This window comes from Kitasatospora sp. NPDC127067 (genome assembly GCF_042724755.1).
In the GTDB taxonomy this organism is placed as follows: domain Bacteria; phylum Actinomycetota; class Actinomycetes; order Streptomycetales; family Streptomycetaceae; genus Kitasatospora; species Kitasatospora lactacystinica.
Genome location: NZ_JBHXEM010000106.1, coordinates 1 through 15669, shown reverse-complemented (window position 1 = coordinate 15669; position 15669 = coordinate 1). Strand labels below are relative to the sequence as shown.

At 74.6% G+C, this 15669-nt stretch carries 15 protein-coding genes and 1 pseudogene; 8 read left to right on the top strand and 8 right to left on the bottom strand.

Translation table 11 applies throughout. The annotated features are described in order from the left end of the window. Positions 1-80: 80 nt before the first annotated feature. On the bottom strand, positions 81-1121 hold the full coding sequence (glpX, locus tag ACFWJ4_RS31445) for a class II fructose-bisphosphatase (RefSeq protein ID WP_030055344.1): 1041 nt from the start codon (positions 1119-1121) through the stop codon (positions 81-83). 215 nt (positions 1122-1336) lie between these two features. Here glpX and ACFWJ4_RS31440 point away from each other — a divergent pair, with 215 nt between their 5' ends. Then, on the top strand, positions 1337-1873 hold the full coding sequence (locus tag ACFWJ4_RS31440) for a DUF4245 domain-containing protein (RefSeq protein WP_359899524.1): 537 nt from the start codon (positions 1337-1339) through the stop codon (positions 1871-1873). 87 nt (positions 1874-1960) lie between these two features. Here the strand turns inward: ACFWJ4_RS31440 and ACFWJ4_RS31435 are convergent, their stop codons facing one another. The 4 genes from ACFWJ4_RS31435 to ACFWJ4_RS31420 all read right to left on the bottom strand — a co-directional run bounded on the left by ACFWJ4_RS31435 (position 1961) and on the right by ACFWJ4_RS31420 (position 5612). Continuing rightward, positions 1961-2563 (bottom strand): malonic semialdehyde reductase, encoded by a 603-nt coding sequence (locus tag ACFWJ4_RS31435; protein WP_359899526.1) that lies wholly within the window; start codon positions 2561-2563, stop codon positions 1961-1963. Positions 2564-2674: 111 nt separating this feature from the next. After that, complete coding sequence (locus tag ACFWJ4_RS31430; protein ID WP_380550008.1) at positions 2675-2932, bottom strand: exodeoxyribonuclease VII small subunit; 258 nt, start codon at positions 2930-2932, stop codon at positions 2675-2677. Positions 2933-2992: 60 nt separating this feature from the next. Further along, positions 2993-4204 (bottom strand): exodeoxyribonuclease VII large subunit, encoded by a 1212-nt coding sequence (gene xseA / locus ACFWJ4_RS31425; RefSeq protein ID WP_380550005.1) that lies wholly within the window; start codon positions 4202-4204, stop codon positions 2993-2995. A gap of 10 nt (positions 4205-4214) precedes the next feature. Beyond that, positions 4215-5612, bottom strand: coding sequence for an APC family permease (locus ACFWJ4_RS31420; RefSeq protein ID WP_380550002.1), 1398 nt, complete (start codon positions 5610-5612; stop codon positions 4215-4217). Positions 5613-5733: 121 nt separating this feature from the next. On the opposite strand from ACFWJ4_RS31420, the gene ACFWJ4_RS31415 reads away from it, so the two are divergent. Further along, on the top strand, positions 5734-6708 hold the full coding sequence (locus ACFWJ4_RS31415) for a 4-hydroxy-3-methylbut-2-enyl diphosphate reductase (protein WP_359899533.1): 975 nt from the start codon (positions 5734-5736) through the stop codon (positions 6706-6708). 195 nt (positions 6709-6903) lie between these two features. Continuing rightward, on the top strand, positions 6904-7650 hold the full coding sequence (ppgK, locus tag ACFWJ4_RS31410) for a polyphosphate--glucose phosphotransferase (protein WP_359899535.1): 747 nt from the start codon (positions 6904-6906) through the stop codon (positions 7648-7650). A 41-nt stretch (positions 7651-7691) separates the two neighbouring features. Here the strand turns inward: ppgK and ACFWJ4_RS31405 are convergent, their stop codons facing one another. After that, the gene (locus ACFWJ4_RS31405) at positions 7692-8273 is read right to left on the bottom strand and encodes a DUF6542 domain-containing protein (RefSeq protein ID WP_380549999.1); all 582 of its coding nucleotides are present in this window, start codon (positions 8271-8273) and stop codon (positions 7692-7694) included. Positions 8274-8646: 373 nt separating this feature from the next. Between ACFWJ4_RS31405 and ychF the strand changes: the two genes are divergently transcribed. Beyond that, positions 8647-9720, top strand: a complete 1074-nt coding sequence (ychF, locus tag ACFWJ4_RS31400; RefSeq protein WP_359899539.1) for a redox-regulated ATPase YchF — start codon at positions 8647-8649, stop codon at positions 9718-9720. Between the two features lie 121 nt (positions 9721-9841). Here ychF and ACFWJ4_RS31395 read toward each other — a convergent pair whose 3' ends face one another. Beyond that, complete coding sequence (locus ACFWJ4_RS31395; protein ID WP_380549996.1) at positions 9842-10504, bottom strand: HAD-IA family hydrolase; 663 nt, start codon at positions 10502-10504, stop codon at positions 9842-9844. A gap of 75 nt (positions 10505-10579) precedes the next feature. Then, positions 10580-11721 (bottom strand): annotated as a pseudogene (locus ACFWJ4_RS31390) (dihydrofolate reductase family protein). 164 nt (positions 11722-11885) lie between these two features. Between ACFWJ4_RS31390 and ACFWJ4_RS31385 the strand changes: the two are divergent. The 4 genes from ACFWJ4_RS31385 to ACFWJ4_RS31370 all read left to right on the top strand — a co-directional run bounded on the left by ACFWJ4_RS31385 (position 11886) and on the right by ACFWJ4_RS31370 (position 15396). After that, positions 11886-12704, top strand: a complete 819-nt coding sequence (locus ACFWJ4_RS31385; protein ID WP_380549993.1) for a methyltransferase domain-containing protein — start codon at positions 11886-11888, stop codon at positions 12702-12704. Between the two features lie 171 nt (positions 12705-12875). Next, entirely contained in the window at positions 12876-14474 is a 1599-nt protein-coding gene (locus ACFWJ4_RS31380) for a DUF4190 domain-containing protein (RefSeq protein ID WP_380549991.1), read from the top strand. A 202-nt stretch (positions 14475-14676) separates the two neighbouring features. Beyond that, positions 14677-14868 (top strand): SPOR domain-containing protein, encoded by a 192-nt coding sequence (locus ACFWJ4_RS31375; RefSeq protein ID WP_380549988.1) that lies wholly within the window; start codon positions 14677-14679, stop codon positions 14866-14868. Between the two features lie 18 nt (positions 14869-14886). After that, complete coding sequence (locus ACFWJ4_RS31370; protein WP_380549985.1) at positions 14887-15396, top strand: NUDIX domain-containing protein; 510 nt, start codon at positions 14887-14889, stop codon at positions 15394-15396. Positions 15397-15669 lie beyond the last annotated feature (273 nt).

Genomic DNA, 15669 nt, shown 5'->3' with positions numbered 1-15669 from the left:
CCCGAGAGCGGGACGGCGACGCACCGCGGCCCCGGCGGAGGGGGATTCCGCCGGGGCCGCGAAGCGCGCTCGGGTGGGGCTCAGTTGGCGCGGTCGAAGTCGATCGCGCTGTACGCCCGCAGCTTCGAGAGCTTGTGGGTGGAGTTGATCTCGCGGATGGTGCCGCTCTTGGAGCGCATCACCAGCGAGCTGGTGGTGGCGGTCTCCGAGCGGTAGTGCACGCCGCGCAGCAGCTCGCCGTCGGTGATCCCGGTGGCGACGAAGAACACGTTCTCGCCGCTGACCAGGTCGTCCGTGGTGAGGACCCGGTCCAGGTCGTGGCCGGCGTCCAGGGCCTTCTGCCGCTCGGCGTCGTCCTTGGGCCACAGCCGGCCCTGGATCACGCCGCCCATGCACTTCATCGCGCAGGCCGCGATGATGCCCTCCGGGGTGCCGCCGATGCCCATCAGCAGGTCGACGCCGGTGCCCTCGCGGGCGGCCATGATCGCGCCGGCCACGTCGCCGTCCGAGATGAACTTGATCCGGGCGCCCGCTTCGCGGATCTCCCGGACCAGGCCGTCGTGGCGCGGGCGGTCGAGCACGACGACGGTGACGTCCTCGACTGCGCTGCCCTTGGCCTTGGCGACCCGGCGGATGTTGACCGCCGCCGGGGCGGTGATGTCGACGAACTCGGCGGCCTCCGGGCCGGCCACCAGCTTGTCCATGTAGAACACGGCGCTGGGGTCGAACATGGTTCCGCGGTCGGCGACGGCCAGTACGGCCACCGCGTTGTTCATGCCCTTGGCGGTCAGCGTGGTGCCGTCGACCGGGTCGACCGCGACGTCGCACTCGGCGCCGGTGCCGTCGCCGACCCGCTCGCCGTTGTAGAGCATCGGGGCTTCGTCCTTCTCGCCCTCGCCGATGACGACGACGCCGTTCATCGACACGGTCGAGACGAGGGTGCGCATCGCCTTCACGGCGGCACCGTCCGCGCCGTTCTTGTCGCCACGTCCGACCCACCGGCCGGCGGCCATCGCGGCCGCCTCGGTGACCCGGACGAGTTCGAGCGCGAGGTTCCGGTCCGGAGCCTCGGGCGCGACCTCCAGGGCACTGGGAAGGTGGTGCGGGTACTGCGTGGTCATCGTCGTTACCTCTCTGTACGCGACGGCCAGTGAGCGCCCGACTACTGCCAGGTCGAACGCCGTGGTGAGGGTATTGCGATCGTATCTGCCCACGAGATGACTGTCTGTGGCGCAGGTCGCTGCTCTGTGGCGGAAACCACCGATTCGCCCGGTATCACCCGTCCGTGGACACCCCTGGTGACCGCCCGGGGATGTGGATGAGTCACCATGTGGGGGTGGCAGCAGACAGCAAGGGCATGAGGGGCCGGCAGACCGTACGGGACATGGTCCTGTCGATGCTGGCCGTCGGTTTCGTCGTCGGGATCGGGTACCTGTTCCTCCCGCACGGATCCGGCGGCGACCCGGTGCGCGTGGTCGGGTACCGGGTGGAGGCGGCCTCCGCCAAGCGCGCCGCGCCGTACCCGCTGCTCTCCCCGGAGGGACTGTCGGACAAGTGGCGGGCCACCTCGGTCGGTTACCGGCCGGCCGACCAGAACAACGGCAAGGGCAACGCCTGGCACCTGGGCTTCGTGACCCCCTCGGGCCGGTACGCGGCGATCGAGCAGAGCGACGTGCCGCGCGACTCCCTGCTGGCCGACCACGTCAAGGGCGCCGCGTCGGACGGCACTTCCGAGGTGGCCGGCCGCACCTGGGACCGGGTGCAGGGCGAGAAGGACCGCGCGCTGGCCGTCCAGACCGGCCCCGGGACCACCCTGCTCACCGGCACCGCCTCCTACGAGGAGCTGGCCGAGCTGGCGCAGGCGCTCAAGTAGCCCCGCTTCCGCCGGCCTTCCCGGACATGCCGAAGGGCCCCGCACCGGACGAACCGGTGCGGGGCCCTTCGGCGTGCGCGGGGCGGATCAGGCCGTGGTGACGACCTCGTCGTAGGCCAGGCGCGGCGAACGCGGGAACCAGGCGTCCTCGCCCGGGCGGCCGATGTTGACCACGGCCAGCACCGAGTGCTCGCCGTCGCCGAAGAACTCCTTGTTGATGCCCTCGGCGTCGTAGCCGGTCATCGGGCCGGCGGCCAGGCCGGCGGCGCGCACGCCGATGATGAAGTAGGCGGCCTGCAGGGCGCCGTTCATCGTGGCGGACTGCTCACGGACGCTGCGCTCCGAGAAGAACAGGTCCTTGGCCTGGGGGAAGTGCGGGAGCTGGGTCGGCAGCTCCTCGTGGAACTCGTTGTCCACGGCCAGGATGGCGACCAGCGGGGCGGCGGCGGTCTTGGCCTTGTTGCCGTCCGCCATCTGCCGGACGAGGCGCTCGCGGCCCTCGGCCGAGCGGACCAGGACGACGCGCAGCGGCTGCTGGTTGAAGGCGGTCGGGCCGTACTTGACCAGCTCGTAGATGGCCTGGACCTGCTCGTCGGAGACCTGCTCGTCGGTGAAGGTGTTGGCGGTGCGGGCCTCGCGGAACAGGAGGTCCTGAGCGGCGGCGTCGAGTACCAGGGCGTCGGTGGTCATGCTTCTGCACCTCATGCGGAAAAGGGGTTCGTCGGGGCGATCGGCCGCAGCCGTTCACTTCCTCCAACATAGGTGAAGATTCAACGATTCCCCAAGCGGATGTGATCCGCCTCACTCCCCGCCGGGGGCCGCGCCCTCCTCGGCGGCCAGCGCGGCGTCCAGCCGGGCCCGGGCGCCGTCCAGCCAGCGCTGGCACACCTTCGCCAGCTGCTCGCCGCGCTCCCACAGGGCCAGCGACTCCTCCAGCGAGGTCCCGCCGGTCTCCAGCTGCCGGACGACGTCCAGCAGCGCGTCCCGGGCGTGCTCGTAGCCCAGCGCGTCGTCCGGGTTCGGCGCCGCCGCGTCCTGCTGCTCCTGCTGCTCTGCCATGGGTGCCAGCGTAGGGGCTCGGGCCGACACTCCCCAGCCCCGGCCCGCGGCGGCGGGCGACTACCCGGGAGTCGCGGTGACGTCGAAGCCGCCGCCCGCCACCCGCGCGTGCAGCCCCTCGCCGGGCGCGACCTGCGCCGGGTCGGTCACCACCGTGCCGTCCGTGCGCTGGAGCACCGCGTAGCCGCGCTCCAGGGTGGCCGCCGGGGAGAGCGCCACCACCCGGGCCAGGGTGTGCCCGAGGTCGCTCTGTGCGTGGTCCAGCCGGTGCCGCAGGGTGCGCCGGGCCCGCTCCAGCAGGCCGTCCACCTCCTGCCCCCGACCGTCCAGCATCCGGTGCGGGGCGGCCAGCGACGGGCGGCTGCGCACCCCGTCCAGCCCGTGCTGCTCGCGCTCGACCCGGGACAGCACCTGCCGGCGGGCGCGGTCGCGCAGCTGGCGGACCTTGGCCAGCTCCTCACCGACGTCCGGAACCACCCGTTTGGCCGCGTCGGTCGGGGTGGAGGCGCGCAGGTCGGCCACGAAGTCCAGCAGCGGCTGGTCCGGCTCGTGCCCGATCGCGCTCACCACCGGCGTACGGGCGGCCGCGACCAGCCGCACCAGGCCCTCGTCCGAGAACGGCAGCAGGTCCTCCACGCTGCCGCCGCCGCGGGCCACGACGATCACGTCCACCTCGGGGTGCTCGTCCAGCTCCCGCACGGCCGCGCTCACCCGCTCCACCGCGCTGACCCCCTGCACCGGGACGTTGCGCACCTCGAAGCGCACGGCCGGCCAGCGCCGCCGGGCGTTCTCCAGGACGTCCCGCTCGGCCGCCGAGCCGCGCCCGGTGACCAGCCCGACGCACTGCGGCAGGAACGGCAGCGGCTTCTTGCGCTCCGCCGCGAACAGGCCCTCCCCGGCGAGCCGCCGCTTCAGCTGCTCCAGCCGGGCCAGCAGCTCGCCGAGGCCCACCGGGCGGATCTCCGAGGCGCGCAGGGACAGCTGCCCGCGCGCCGCGTACCACTCCGGCTTGGCGTGCACGACGACCCGCGCGCCCTCCTGCACCACATCCGCGACCTGGTCGAACACCGAGCGGAAGCAGGTCACCGTGAGCGACACGTCGGCCTGCGGGTCGCGCAGGGTCAGGAACACCACGCCCGCGCCGGGGCGGCGGCTGAGCTGGGTGATCTGCCCCTCCACCCAGACCGCGCCGAGCCGGTCGATCCAGCCGCCGATCAGCGCGGAGACCTTGCCGACCGGGAGCGGCGCTTCGGGGGAGCTGGTGTTGGCCATGGGTACGAGGCTAGCGGCGTCCGCCGACACGTCCGGGACCGCCGCCGGTGCCGCCCCGGCCGGTGCCGCCCCGGTCGGTGGAGCCCTGGACGGCGAGCACCACCAGGCCGACCACCAGCCAGACCAGCCCGACGAGCTGCGCGGTGCCCGAGGCCTCGTACACGACCGCCGCGATCACCGCGATCCCCAGCACCGGCACGACCACGTGCGGGAGCCACCGCCGCGAGCCGTGCCGCACCGCGTACCAGCCGATCACCGAGGCGTGCAGCAGCGTGAAGGCGGTCAGCGCGCCCACGTTCACGACCGAGGTGAGCCGGTCCAGGCCGTCGTCCCGGTTGGCCGCCCAGACCGCCGCCGCCATCGTGATCACCGCGGCCGCCAGCAGCGCCCGGCGCGGCACCGCGCTGGCCGGGTCGACCGAGCCGAGCGCCCGCGGCAGCCGGCCGTCCCGGGCCATCGCGAAGAGCAGCCGCCCGGCCGCGGCCTGCCCGGCCAGGGCCGCGAAGGCCGCGCCGATCGCCTTGCTGGCCGCCACCAGGACGTGCAGCCAGTGCCCGACGCCGCTCTCCACGGTGTCGTAGAAGGCCGAGCCCTGCGCCGCCGGGTCGGCGGCCAGCTGCTGCGGTCCGGTCGGCTCCAGCAGGGCCGCCAGGTAGGTCTGGGCGACGAACAGCACCCCGGCCAGCGCCAGGCACCAGAGCACCGCCCGGGCCACCGCCGCCGAGGCGCCGACCGCCTCCTCCACGAAGGTGGCGATCGCGTCGAAGCCCAGGTAGGAGAGCACCGCGACGGACACCGCCGAGATCACCGCGGTCAGCGAGAAGTCCCCGACGGCGGTGAACGGGGTGTCCCAGCCGCGCCGGGCGCCGTCCTGGGCCAGCGCCACCACGGCGGCGGCCATGAACACCACCAGCACCGCGATCTCCATCGCGAGCACCGCGAAGCCGATCGTCGCCGCCGTCCGCACCCCGGCCAGGTTGAGCGCGGTGGTCACCACCACCGCGAGCGCCGTCCAGACCCAGCGCGAGACGTCCGGCACCAGGGAGTTCAGCGCGATCCCGGAGAACAGGTAGGCCACCGCGGGGATCAGCAGGTAGTCGAGCATCGCCATCCACCCGGCGATGAAGCCCGGGCCCTCGCCCAGCCCGGCCCGCGCGTAGGCGAACACCGAGCCGGTCTGCGGCACGGCGCGCACCATCTGGGCGTACGAGGAGGCGGTGAAGGCCATCGCCACCGTCGCGGCGAGGTACACGGTGGCGACGGCTCCGTGGCTCTTGGCGTCCAGCACGCCGAACACGCCGACCGGGGCCATCGGGGCGATGAACAGCAGTCCGTAGACCATCAGATCGCGCACGCCCAGGCTGCGGCGCAGGCCGCTCGGCGTCGCCTGCTCGCTCACAGAGCTCATAGACACCATATTTTGGGCGCAATTGATCGGGTCTGCGCGGAAAGTGTCCGCCATTGGTGGGGCGGCCCGGCGGGAGGCCGGGAGGACGAGCGCGGGTCGCGGCCGCCCGTACGATGGAGCCATGTCCAAGACCGCGCAGCGCCGTGTCCTGCTCGCCGCCCCCCGGGGCTACTGCGCGGGAGTCGACCGCGCCGTGATCGCCGTGGAGAAGGCCCTGGAGCAGTACGGGGCGCCCATCTACGTCCGCAAGCAGATCGTCCACAACAAGTACGTGGTGCAGACCCTGGAGAAGAAGGGCGCGATCTTCGTCGACGAGACGGAGGAGGTGCCGGAGGGCTCGATCGTCGTCTTCTCCGCGCACGGCGTCGCCCCGTCCGTCCACGACGAGGCGCGGGCCGGGAAGCTCGCCACCGTCGACGCGACCTGCCCGCTGGTCACCAAGGTGCACAAGGAGGCCGTCCGCTTCGCCGACGAGGGCTTCGACATCCTGCTGGTGGGCCACGAGGGCCACGAGGAGGTCATCGGCACCATGGGCGAGGCCCCGGACCGGATCCACCTGGTGGACGGTGCCGAGGACGTCGCCAACGTGCAGGTCCGGGACGAGTCCAAGGTCGTCTGGCTGTCCCAGACCACCCTGTCCGTGGACGAGACCATGGCCACCGTCGGCGAGCTGAAGAACCGCTTCCCGCAGCTGGTCAGCCCGCCCAGCGACGACATCTGCTACGCCACCCAGAACCGCCAGGTCGCGGTCAAGCAGCTGGCCCCGGAGACCGACCTGCTGATCGTGGTCGGCTCCAAGAACTCCTCCAACTCCGTGCGCCTGGTCGAGGTCGGCCTGGAGTACGGGGCCAAGGCCGCCCACCTGGTGGACTTCGCCGAGGAGATCCGCGAGGAGTGGCTGGAGGGCGTCACCACGGTCGGCCTGACCAGCGGCGCCTCGGTGCCGGAGATCCTGGTCGACGGCGTGCTGGAGTTCCTGGCCGCGCGCGGTTACGACACGGTCGAGACGGTCAAGACCGCCGAGGAGCACCTGGTCTTCTCGCTGCCCAAGGAGCTGCGCCGCGACCTGCGCGCCGAGGCGGCGGGCAAGCTCTGACCCCACCCGGAAGGGCCGGTACCCCGCACGGGGTGCCGGCCCTTCCGCCGTGCGGCCCCGTGCCGTCCGGCTTGCTGTGGTGCGGCTTCCTGCTGTGCGGGCCCCGGCGCACTCTCGTAGTTTTGTGCACAGGCTGTGGACAATTCACCGGCCGCGAACCGGCCCGGTCCGCGGCCGACGGCGGAGGGTGACGTGATGACGGCGGTATTCGGCGTGGACATCGGCGGCTCGGGGATCAAGGGCGCGCCCGTCGACCTCGCCCGGGGCGTGCTCGCCGAGGAGCGCCACAAGGTGCTCACCCCGCAGCCGTCCGCCCCCGGGGCCGTGGTCGACGCCGTCTGCGAGGTGGTCCGCCACTTCGGCCACCAGGGCCCGGTCGGGCTGACCTTCCCCGGCGTGGTCGTCGACGGCCGCACCAGGACGGCGGCCAATGTCGACAAGGGCTGGATCGGCCTGGACGCGGCGGGCCTCTTCCGCGAGGCGCTGGGCATGCCCGCGACCGTCCTGAACGACGCGGACGCGGCCGGGCTGGCCGAGCTGACCCACGGCGCCGGACGGGCCGAGCCGGGCGTCGTCCTGGTGCTCACCTTCGGCACCGGCATCGGCAGCGCGCTGTTCGTGGACGGCACGCTGGTGCCCAACACCGAGCTGGGCCACCTGGAGCTGCGCGGCAAGGACGCCGAGCGCCGGGCCTCCTCGGCGGCCAAGGAGCGGCACGGGCTGAACTGGGAGCAGTGGGCCGGGCGGGTCGACGAGTACCTGGACCTGGTGGAGGGACTGTTCTCGCCGCGGCTGATCGTGATCGGCGGCGGGGTGAGCCGCAAGCACGAGAAGTTCCTGCCGCTGCTGAAGGACCGCGAGGCACGGGTGGTGCCGGCGGAGCTGCGCAACGACGCGGGCATCGTCGGCGCCGCCATGGCGGCGGCCCGGGCGGAGGGCTGACGGGCGGGCCCCCGGCCCCGTGGCGACCGGCGGGGAGGGGCTCAGCGGGTGCGGTGGATCCGGCGCTGGGCGACGAACCGGGCGAGCACGATCAGCGTGGCCAGCCCGGTGCCGGAGAACAGCCAGCCGGCCCGCAGCGCCAGCCCGGTCGCCAGCGAGACCACCTGGGCGGTGACGCCGGGGGAGCTCACCGGTTCGAGCAGCAGCAGCGCGAGCGCGAAGGCGATCGGCCCGCTGATCGGCGCGGCCAGCAGATCGGCGTAGCGCACCCGGACGGCCAGCTGGAAGCAGACCACCAGGAAGCCGAGGCCGAACAGCCAGCCCAGGTCGTCGAAGAGCAGCCGGTCCAGGCCCGCCACCGCGAGCGTCGCCAGGACGGCGACCACCCCGGTGCCGATGGCCGTCAGCCGGGCCGGCCGGCCGGTGCGCCGCCGCCCGTACAGCTGGTCGTCGCCGCGCCCGCGCCCGCGCAGCGGCAGGCGCAGGCGCAGCCGGGGGCCGGCCGGGCGGGCGGCGGCGGACGGTCCGGGCACCGGGCGCAGCCGGGAGGCGGGGGCGGGCCCGGAGGGGGCTGCGGCGGTCTCGGGAGCCCGGCCTGGACCGGGGACGGCGGGGGCGGTCACGCGGGTCGGGGGACGGCGTCTGGGCCCTGGCGGCTGGGTACGGATGCTCTGCTCCACCCGTCCAACGTACGGTCCGATCATCGCCACACTGTGTAATGGACCGTTCAGGGCCCGGCCCGTGTCTCCGGACGGAGCAGTGATGTGATCGTCACTCAGGTCGGCTGACCTGCCCCGTCGGCTCGGCGCACCACGGTCACCGGATCCGCGCACGGGTCTCCTCGCCGGCGACGGCATGACCGATCTCACCTTCGAACGGCCCGTCCGCGCCCGGTGGGACGACGAGCTGTGAGCCGGGGCGGGGGCTGCCCGTAGACTTGGGGGTCGGCCCGTACGGTGCCGACCCAACTCCTCCAAGCCCACGGGACTGCGCTTCATGTCGCTCACGATCGGAATCGTCGGCCTGCCGAACGTCGGCAAGTCGACCCTGTTCAACGCCCTGACCAAGAACGACGTGCTGGCGGCCAACTACCCGTTCGCCACCATCGAGCCGAACGTCGGCGTGGTGGGCGTCCCGGACGAGCGGCTGGCCAAGCTCGCCGAGATCTTCGGCTCCCAGCGCATCCTCCCGGCCACCGTCGACTTCGTCGACATCGCCGGCATCGTGCGCGGCGCCAGCGAGGGCGAGGGCCTGGGCAACAAGTTCCTCGCCAACATCCGCGAGTCCGACGCGATCTGCCAGGTCGTGCGCGCCTTCACCGACCCGGACGTGGTGCACGTGGACGGCAAGGTGTCGCCCAAGGACGACATCGAGACCATCCACACCGAGCTGATCCTGGCCGACCTCCAGACCATCGAGAAGGTCCTGCCGCGGCTCCAGAAGGAGGCGCGCCTCAAGAAGGACACCGCCCCCGTGCTGGCCGCCGCCGAGGCCGCGCAGGCGATCCTGGAGACCGGCAAGACCCTCTTCGAGGCCGGCTTCGACACCGCCCCGATCCGTGAGCTCCACCTGCTGACCGCCAAGCCCTTCCTCTACGTCTTCAACGTGGACGAGGACGAGCTGGCCGACGAGGACTTCAAGGACGCCCAGCGCGAGCTGGTCGCCCCGGCCGAGGCGATCTTCCTGAACGCCAAGATCGAGTCCGAGCTGATCGAGCTGGACGACGCCGAGGCCCTGGAGCTCCTCCAGTCCATGGGCCAGGAGGAGCCCGGCCTCGCCACCCTCGCCCGGGTCGGCTTCGACACCCTCGGCCTGCAGACCTATCTGACGGCCGGCCCCAAGGAAACCCGCGCCTGGACCATCAAGAAGGGCGCCACCGCCCCCGAGGCCGCCGGAGTCATCCACACCGACTTCCAGAAGGGCTTCATCAAGGCCGAGGTGATCTCCTTCGCCGACCTGGTCGAGACCGGCTCCATCGCCGAGGCCCGCTCCAAGGGCAAGGCCCGCATCGAGGGCAAGGAGTACGTCATGCAGGACGGCGACGTGGTGGAGTTCCGCTTCAACGTCTGATCGACCCGCTCCCTGAGCCGACCGGATCCGCCGCCTGTGCGGGTCCGACGGGGCCCGCCTCCCCTGAGGCGGGCCCCGTCCGCTTTCCCGTGCCGGTCCGGTGCTGTGCGGGCCCCGGGGGTCAGCCGATGGTGACGGTGAGCGGGCCGTCGGGGGCGGCGGTGACGGTGACGGTGGCGAGCGTGTCGGCGTGGGCGTCCGGGTGGTGGGGGAGGGCGCGCGGGCCGATGCCGATGACGCGGGTGCCGGCGGCCTTGGCGGCGGCGATGCCGGCGCCGGAGTCCTCGAAGGCGAGGCAGTCGGCGGGGGCGAAGCCGACGGCGGCGGCACCCTTGAGGAAGCCCTCGGGGTCGGGCTTGCTGGCGCCGACGGACTCGGCGGTGACCAGGACGGGCGGCAGCGGCAGGTCGGCGGCGGCCATCCGGACCCGGGCGAGCGGCTGGTCGGCGGAGGTGACCAGGGCGTGCGGGAGGCCGGCCAGCGAGGCGAGGAAGGCGGCGGCGCCGGGCACCGGGACGACGCCCTCGGTGTCGGCGCGCTCCTCGTCGAGCATCCGCTCGTTGTCGGCCAGGTTGACTTCGACCGGGCGTTCGGGCAGCAGGGCGGCCATGGTCGCGTGGCCCTGGCGGCCGTGCGCGACGGCGAGCACCTCGGCGGGGTCCAGGCCGTGCCGCTCGGCCCAGCGGCTCCAGCAGCGCTCGACCACGGCGTCGGAGTTGACCAGGGTGCCGTCCATGTCCAGGAGGACGGCGCGGGCGGTCAGCCGGACGGGGGTAGCGGGCATGGGGCGGCTCCTCGGGGGTGCGACGACAGCAGAGCCGGAGAATGCGAGCTCTTTGTTTCTTAATGATACAAAAGATCACCCGAGCAGGTGGGCGTTGACCGCGCGGGCCTCGGCGGCCAGCTCCGGCAGCTCCACCACCTCGATGCCGGCCGCCGTCAGCAGCGCGGTGCCCTGGCAGTCGGTGACGAACAGGTCCGGCTCGCGCCAGGCGACCACCACTCGCGGTACGCCCGCCGCGACGAGCAGTCGGGCGCACGGCATCGGCCGCGAGGCGCGCTGCCCGCAGGGCTCCAACGAGCTGTAGACGGTCGCCCCGCGCAGCCGGGGGTCGCCCGCCGGAAGCTTGGCCAGCGCCGCCTCCTCCGCGTGGTCGTGCGGGTCGGTCTCCCGGCTGTAGCCCTCCGCCAGCACCGTGCCGTCGGCGCCGACGATCACCGCGCCGACCGAGAAGGCCGTCCCGGACGGCGGGCAGCGGCGGGAGAGCTCGACGGCCCGGCGCAGGTGGTCGAGGTCGGTGGACGCGGACGGGGTCACGGCGCGGGCTCCTTCGGGGCGTACCTGAGCAGGACGACGTCGCCCACGGTACGTGCCTCCAGAAGCCGCATCCGCCGGGCCGGCCCGCCCGGGAACGCGGAGGGGCGGACGAACCGGGGCGCCTCGGCCTGGCCGACCAGCAGCGGGGCGACGGCCAGCTGGAGTTCGTCCGCCAGCCCCTGGGCCAGGAACTGGGTGTGCACGCCCCCGCCGCCCTCGACCATCAGCCGGCGAACCCCGCGGGCGCCCAGGTCGTCCAGCACCGCGCCGAGGTCCACCGCGTCGCCCAGCGCGACCACCTCGGCCAGCCCGTCCAGCCGGGGGCGCAGCACCGCCGCCCCGGCGTCCGTGGTGTACGCGAGGCGGGCGCCGCCGGTGTGCCAGAACCGCAGCCCGGCGTCGAGCGCGCCGCCCGCGCTGAGCGTCACCTTCAGCGGGTACTCGGGCCGGCCGGCCGCCAGCCGGGCGGCCCGGCGGGCGGGGTCGTTGACCAGCAGCCGGGGGTTGTCGGCGCGCAGGGTGTTGCCGCCGACCAGGATCGCGTCGGCGGCGGCGCGCTCCTCGTCGACCCGGTCGAAGTCGGCGGCGTTGGAGAGCAGCAGCCGGTCGGGGGAGGCGTCGTCGAGGTGGCCGTCGAGCGAGACGGCGGCGCTCAGCAGGACGTAGGGGCGCGGGCCGGGCATGGGCGGGGACCGTTCTGTCGGGGGCGCCTCCACGGTACGGCGGCGGGGTACGGCCCGGGCTCGCCGCGACCGGCATTCGAGACAGATCTTCTCGACATGCGGAACGGCGGATAGCGTCGGGGGCGCCGCGGAGCCCCGCGGCCGACCGCATCGAGGGGGATCTCATGACCGGACCGCAGCCCGCCGCCGTCTACACCCACGGCCACCAGGAGGCCGTGCTGCGCTCGCACCGCTCCCGCGCCGCCGCCGACTCGGCCGGCTACCTGCTGCCCGAACTGCGGCCCGGGCAGGCCCTGCTGGACGTCGGCTGCGGGCCCGGCACGATCACTGCGGACCTGGCCGAACTGGTCGGCCCGCGGGGGCGGGTGGTCGCGGTGGACGCCTCCGCCGAGGTGCTGGAGCAGGCCGCCGGGCACATCGCCGGCCGGGGCCTGTCCAACGTCGCCCTCGCCTGCGCCGACGTGCACCGACTGCCGTACCCGGACGGCGAGTTCGACGTGGTGCACGCCCACCAGGTGCTGCAGCACGTGGCCGACCCGGTGGCCGCGCTGCGCGAGCTGCGGCGCGTGACGGCACCGGGCGGCGTGGTCGCGGTCCGCGACGTCGACTACGCCTCGATGACCTGGTTCCCGGAGGTGCCCGCGCTGGACCGGTGGCTGGAGCTGTACCGGCGGACCGCCCGCGCCAACGGCGGCGAGCCGGACGCCGGCCGGCGGCTGCTGTCCTGGGCCCGCGCGGCCGGCTTCACCGAGGTCACCGCGAGCGCCGGCACCTGGACGTACGCGACGCCCGAGCAGCGCGCCTGGTGGGGCGGGCTGTGGGCGGACCGGGTGACGGGCACCGCGCTGGGCCGGACGGCGGTCGAGCGGGGCTTCGCGGACCAGGGCGAGCTGGGCCGGATCGCGGACGGCTGGCGGGAGTGGAGTGCCGCCGGGGACGGCTGGTTCTCGATGCTGCACGGCGAGATCCTGGCCCGCCGCTGAGCCGACGCGGCCGAACCGACGAGGGGCGGGCCGGGCGGTCCGGGCAGGGCGGGCAGGCGTTCGGAAAGATCGGGTAAAGTCGCGCGACCGTTCAGATCGGGCCCGTTCGGGTCCGAGCCATGGTGCCGAGTGCCGAGCCGATGCCCGTTCCGGTGGGTTGGGGGAGTCCACGTGTCCAAGCCTGAGTCCGAGCCGCCCGTTCCGGGGCCGGAGTCGCCCGCGGCCACGGGGGCCGACGCGGACACGGACACCCGTCCGGGGGCGGGCGCGGACACCGGTACGGGGGCAGGCAAGGACCCGGACCCGGCGCAGGCGCCGACGGCCGGCCAGGATCCCCGGGTGGACTTCCGCAAGGACACCGCGGGGTCCGCGAGCCCGGTCGAGCCCGAGCAGGAGCAGGCCGGGGCCGCCGCGGCCGAGCAGGACCAGGCCGGGTCGGAGCCCGCCCCGCCCGCCGCCGTCGACCCCTGGGCCCCGCCCGCCGCCGTCGACCCCTGGGCCGCGCCCGACCTCTCCGCCGGCCCGCCCGCGGGTCCGGCCGTCGCCCCGGCCCCGCAGCCCGTCCCGCCGTCGGCGGCCCCGCCCCAGCCGCCGTACCCGCTGCCCGCCGGTGGCTGGGCCTCCGTCACTCCCCCCGCCGGGTCGGGCTTCCCACCCGGCCACCCGTACGCCCAGGCCCCCGGCCCGGGTCAGGCCGTCCCCGGGCCCGGGTTCCTCCCCGGCCCCGGTCCCGGGCCCGCCCCCACCAACGGCTTCGCGGTCGGCTCCCTGGTCACCGGCCTGCTCCTGGTGTCCCCGCTGGCCCTGGTGTTCGGCATCCTCGCGCTGGTGCAGATCAACCGCCGCAAGGAGCGCGGCTCCGGCATGGCGGTGACCGGCCTGGTGCTCGGCACGATCGGCACGGTCCTGCTGGCCCTCGCGCTCGGCGCGGCCGACTTCAGCTCGGCGCGGGCCGGCCGCTTCGGCCAGGCCCCGAAGGCGCCGGCCGGCTCGGTGCACTGGTCCGAGCTCAAGGCCGGCGACTGCTACGACTCCCCCCAGGGCGGTTCGACGACGCAGGGGGCCGGCGACGAGACGGTGTACTGGGTGCACCGGGTGGCCTGCGCCGAGCCGCACCACGGCGAGGTGGCGGGCACCGCCGAACTCCCGAGCGGCAACGGCCTCTACCCGGGCGAGAGCGCGGCCCGCGAGTCGGCCGGTCGGCTGTGCCGCGCGGTGCTGAACGGCTACGCACTCGACCAGTGGACCGTCCCGGACGGCATGGACGACGTCTACCTCTACCCGACCGCGAGGAACTGGGCGTCCGGCTCACGGTACGTCACCTGCGCCTACGAGGACCGCGAGGACCGGCACCGGGGAACGGTCCGCACCGACCGGAGCCGTCTGACCGCGCCCCAGCTGGCCTACCTGGAGGCCGCCCGGAGCTTCAACGACGTCTACCTGGACCCGCCGGACGCGGACGTGGCCGAGGCCGAGGCCGACCACCGGGCGTGGGCCCGCCGGATGGCCGTGGCCTCGCGGACCCAGGCGGCGGTGCTGGGCGGGCCGTCGGTGCCCTGGCCGGCCGACGTCCGGCCGAAGATCGCCAAGCTGGTCGAGGCCAAGTCGCAGGCGGCCGCCGCCTGGGACGCCGCGGCCTCCGGCAGCGACCTGGCGGGCGACCTCCGCCGGGCCAGGGCGACGGAGGCCAGGACGGCGCCGACGATCCTGGACATCCGCCGCGGGCTGGGCCTGTCCACCGGTGAGCAGGCGCCCGACCTGCGGGTCTGAGGCGCTCGCGCCCCTGGTTACCGGCCGTTGACCGGGCCCGTACCTGCCGGTAACCCACCGGCCGTACCGTCGTGGGCGCGTCCCCGGCCCGACCCCCACGCGAGCCGGGGACCGGCCCGCCCCACGCGAGTGGAAACGGGTCCGGCCCGGGGCAGGACGCCCGGCGGGACGCCCGGCGGGAGGCCCCGGGTACCCTCCCGCCATGGGCACCTACCGGGTCATGCGGCAGGACGACAACGGCAACCGCTTCCTGGTCGCCAAGGACCTCGACCGGGCCGAGGCCCGACGGCTGGCCGCCGGGTTCGAGGCCCGCGGCCACAAGCAGATGTACTGGGTCGAGGCGGACGGGGAGGGCCGGCCGGAAGCGGCGGACGGGACGGTCCGCAACGCCTGAACCCGTAGGGTCGGCCCCATGGACGCCACGACGGACACCCCCGAGACCCCCGACCCCCGCGCGACCCCGGCCGCTCCGGCCGCTCCCCGGATCGTGGTCGGCGGCGCGCTGGTCCGCGGCGGCCGGGTGCTCGCCGCCCGGCGCAGCGCGCCGGAGGCGGTGGCCGGCCGGTGGGAGTTCCCCGGCGGGAAGACCGAGCCCGGGGAGACGGAGGCGCAGGCGCTGGAGCGCGAGCTGCTGGAGGAGCTCGGCGTCCGGGCGCGCGCGCTGACCCGGCTGCCGGGCGCGTGGGCCGTGCGCCCCGGCCTGGAGCTGCGCTTCTGGGCCGCCGAATTGTTGGCGGGCGAGCCGCGCGCGCTGGAGGACCACGACGCGCTGCGCTGGCTGGGCCCGGACGAGCTGGACGCCGTGGACTGGATCGACCACGACCGTGACGTGCTGCCGCACGTCGCCCGGCTGCTCACGGAGGGCGGGACGGCGGGGGCGGGCGGCGTCCCGACCGGGGGCGACGCGCCGTCCGCCGGGTAGGTCAATCGGACAAGACGACCCAGGGGCCGGGATAGCCTGGAGGCTGCTGGGTATGTCACTTTTCGGCACTATTCGTCACCATCGGTGAGCCGTCCCCAGCCGGCGACGCCGATCCCGACCAGAGCCGGAGGCCCCGTCGGTGTCGACTACCGGGAACGGCGCCGGGGGAGAGCGGCGGGCAGGCTCCGCGGGGAGCGCCGCCGCCCGCGCCCGACTGCGCCGCGCCGCCCGTCCGGCCGCTCCCCGGCCACCGGCCGGCCGTCGCCGCGGCGG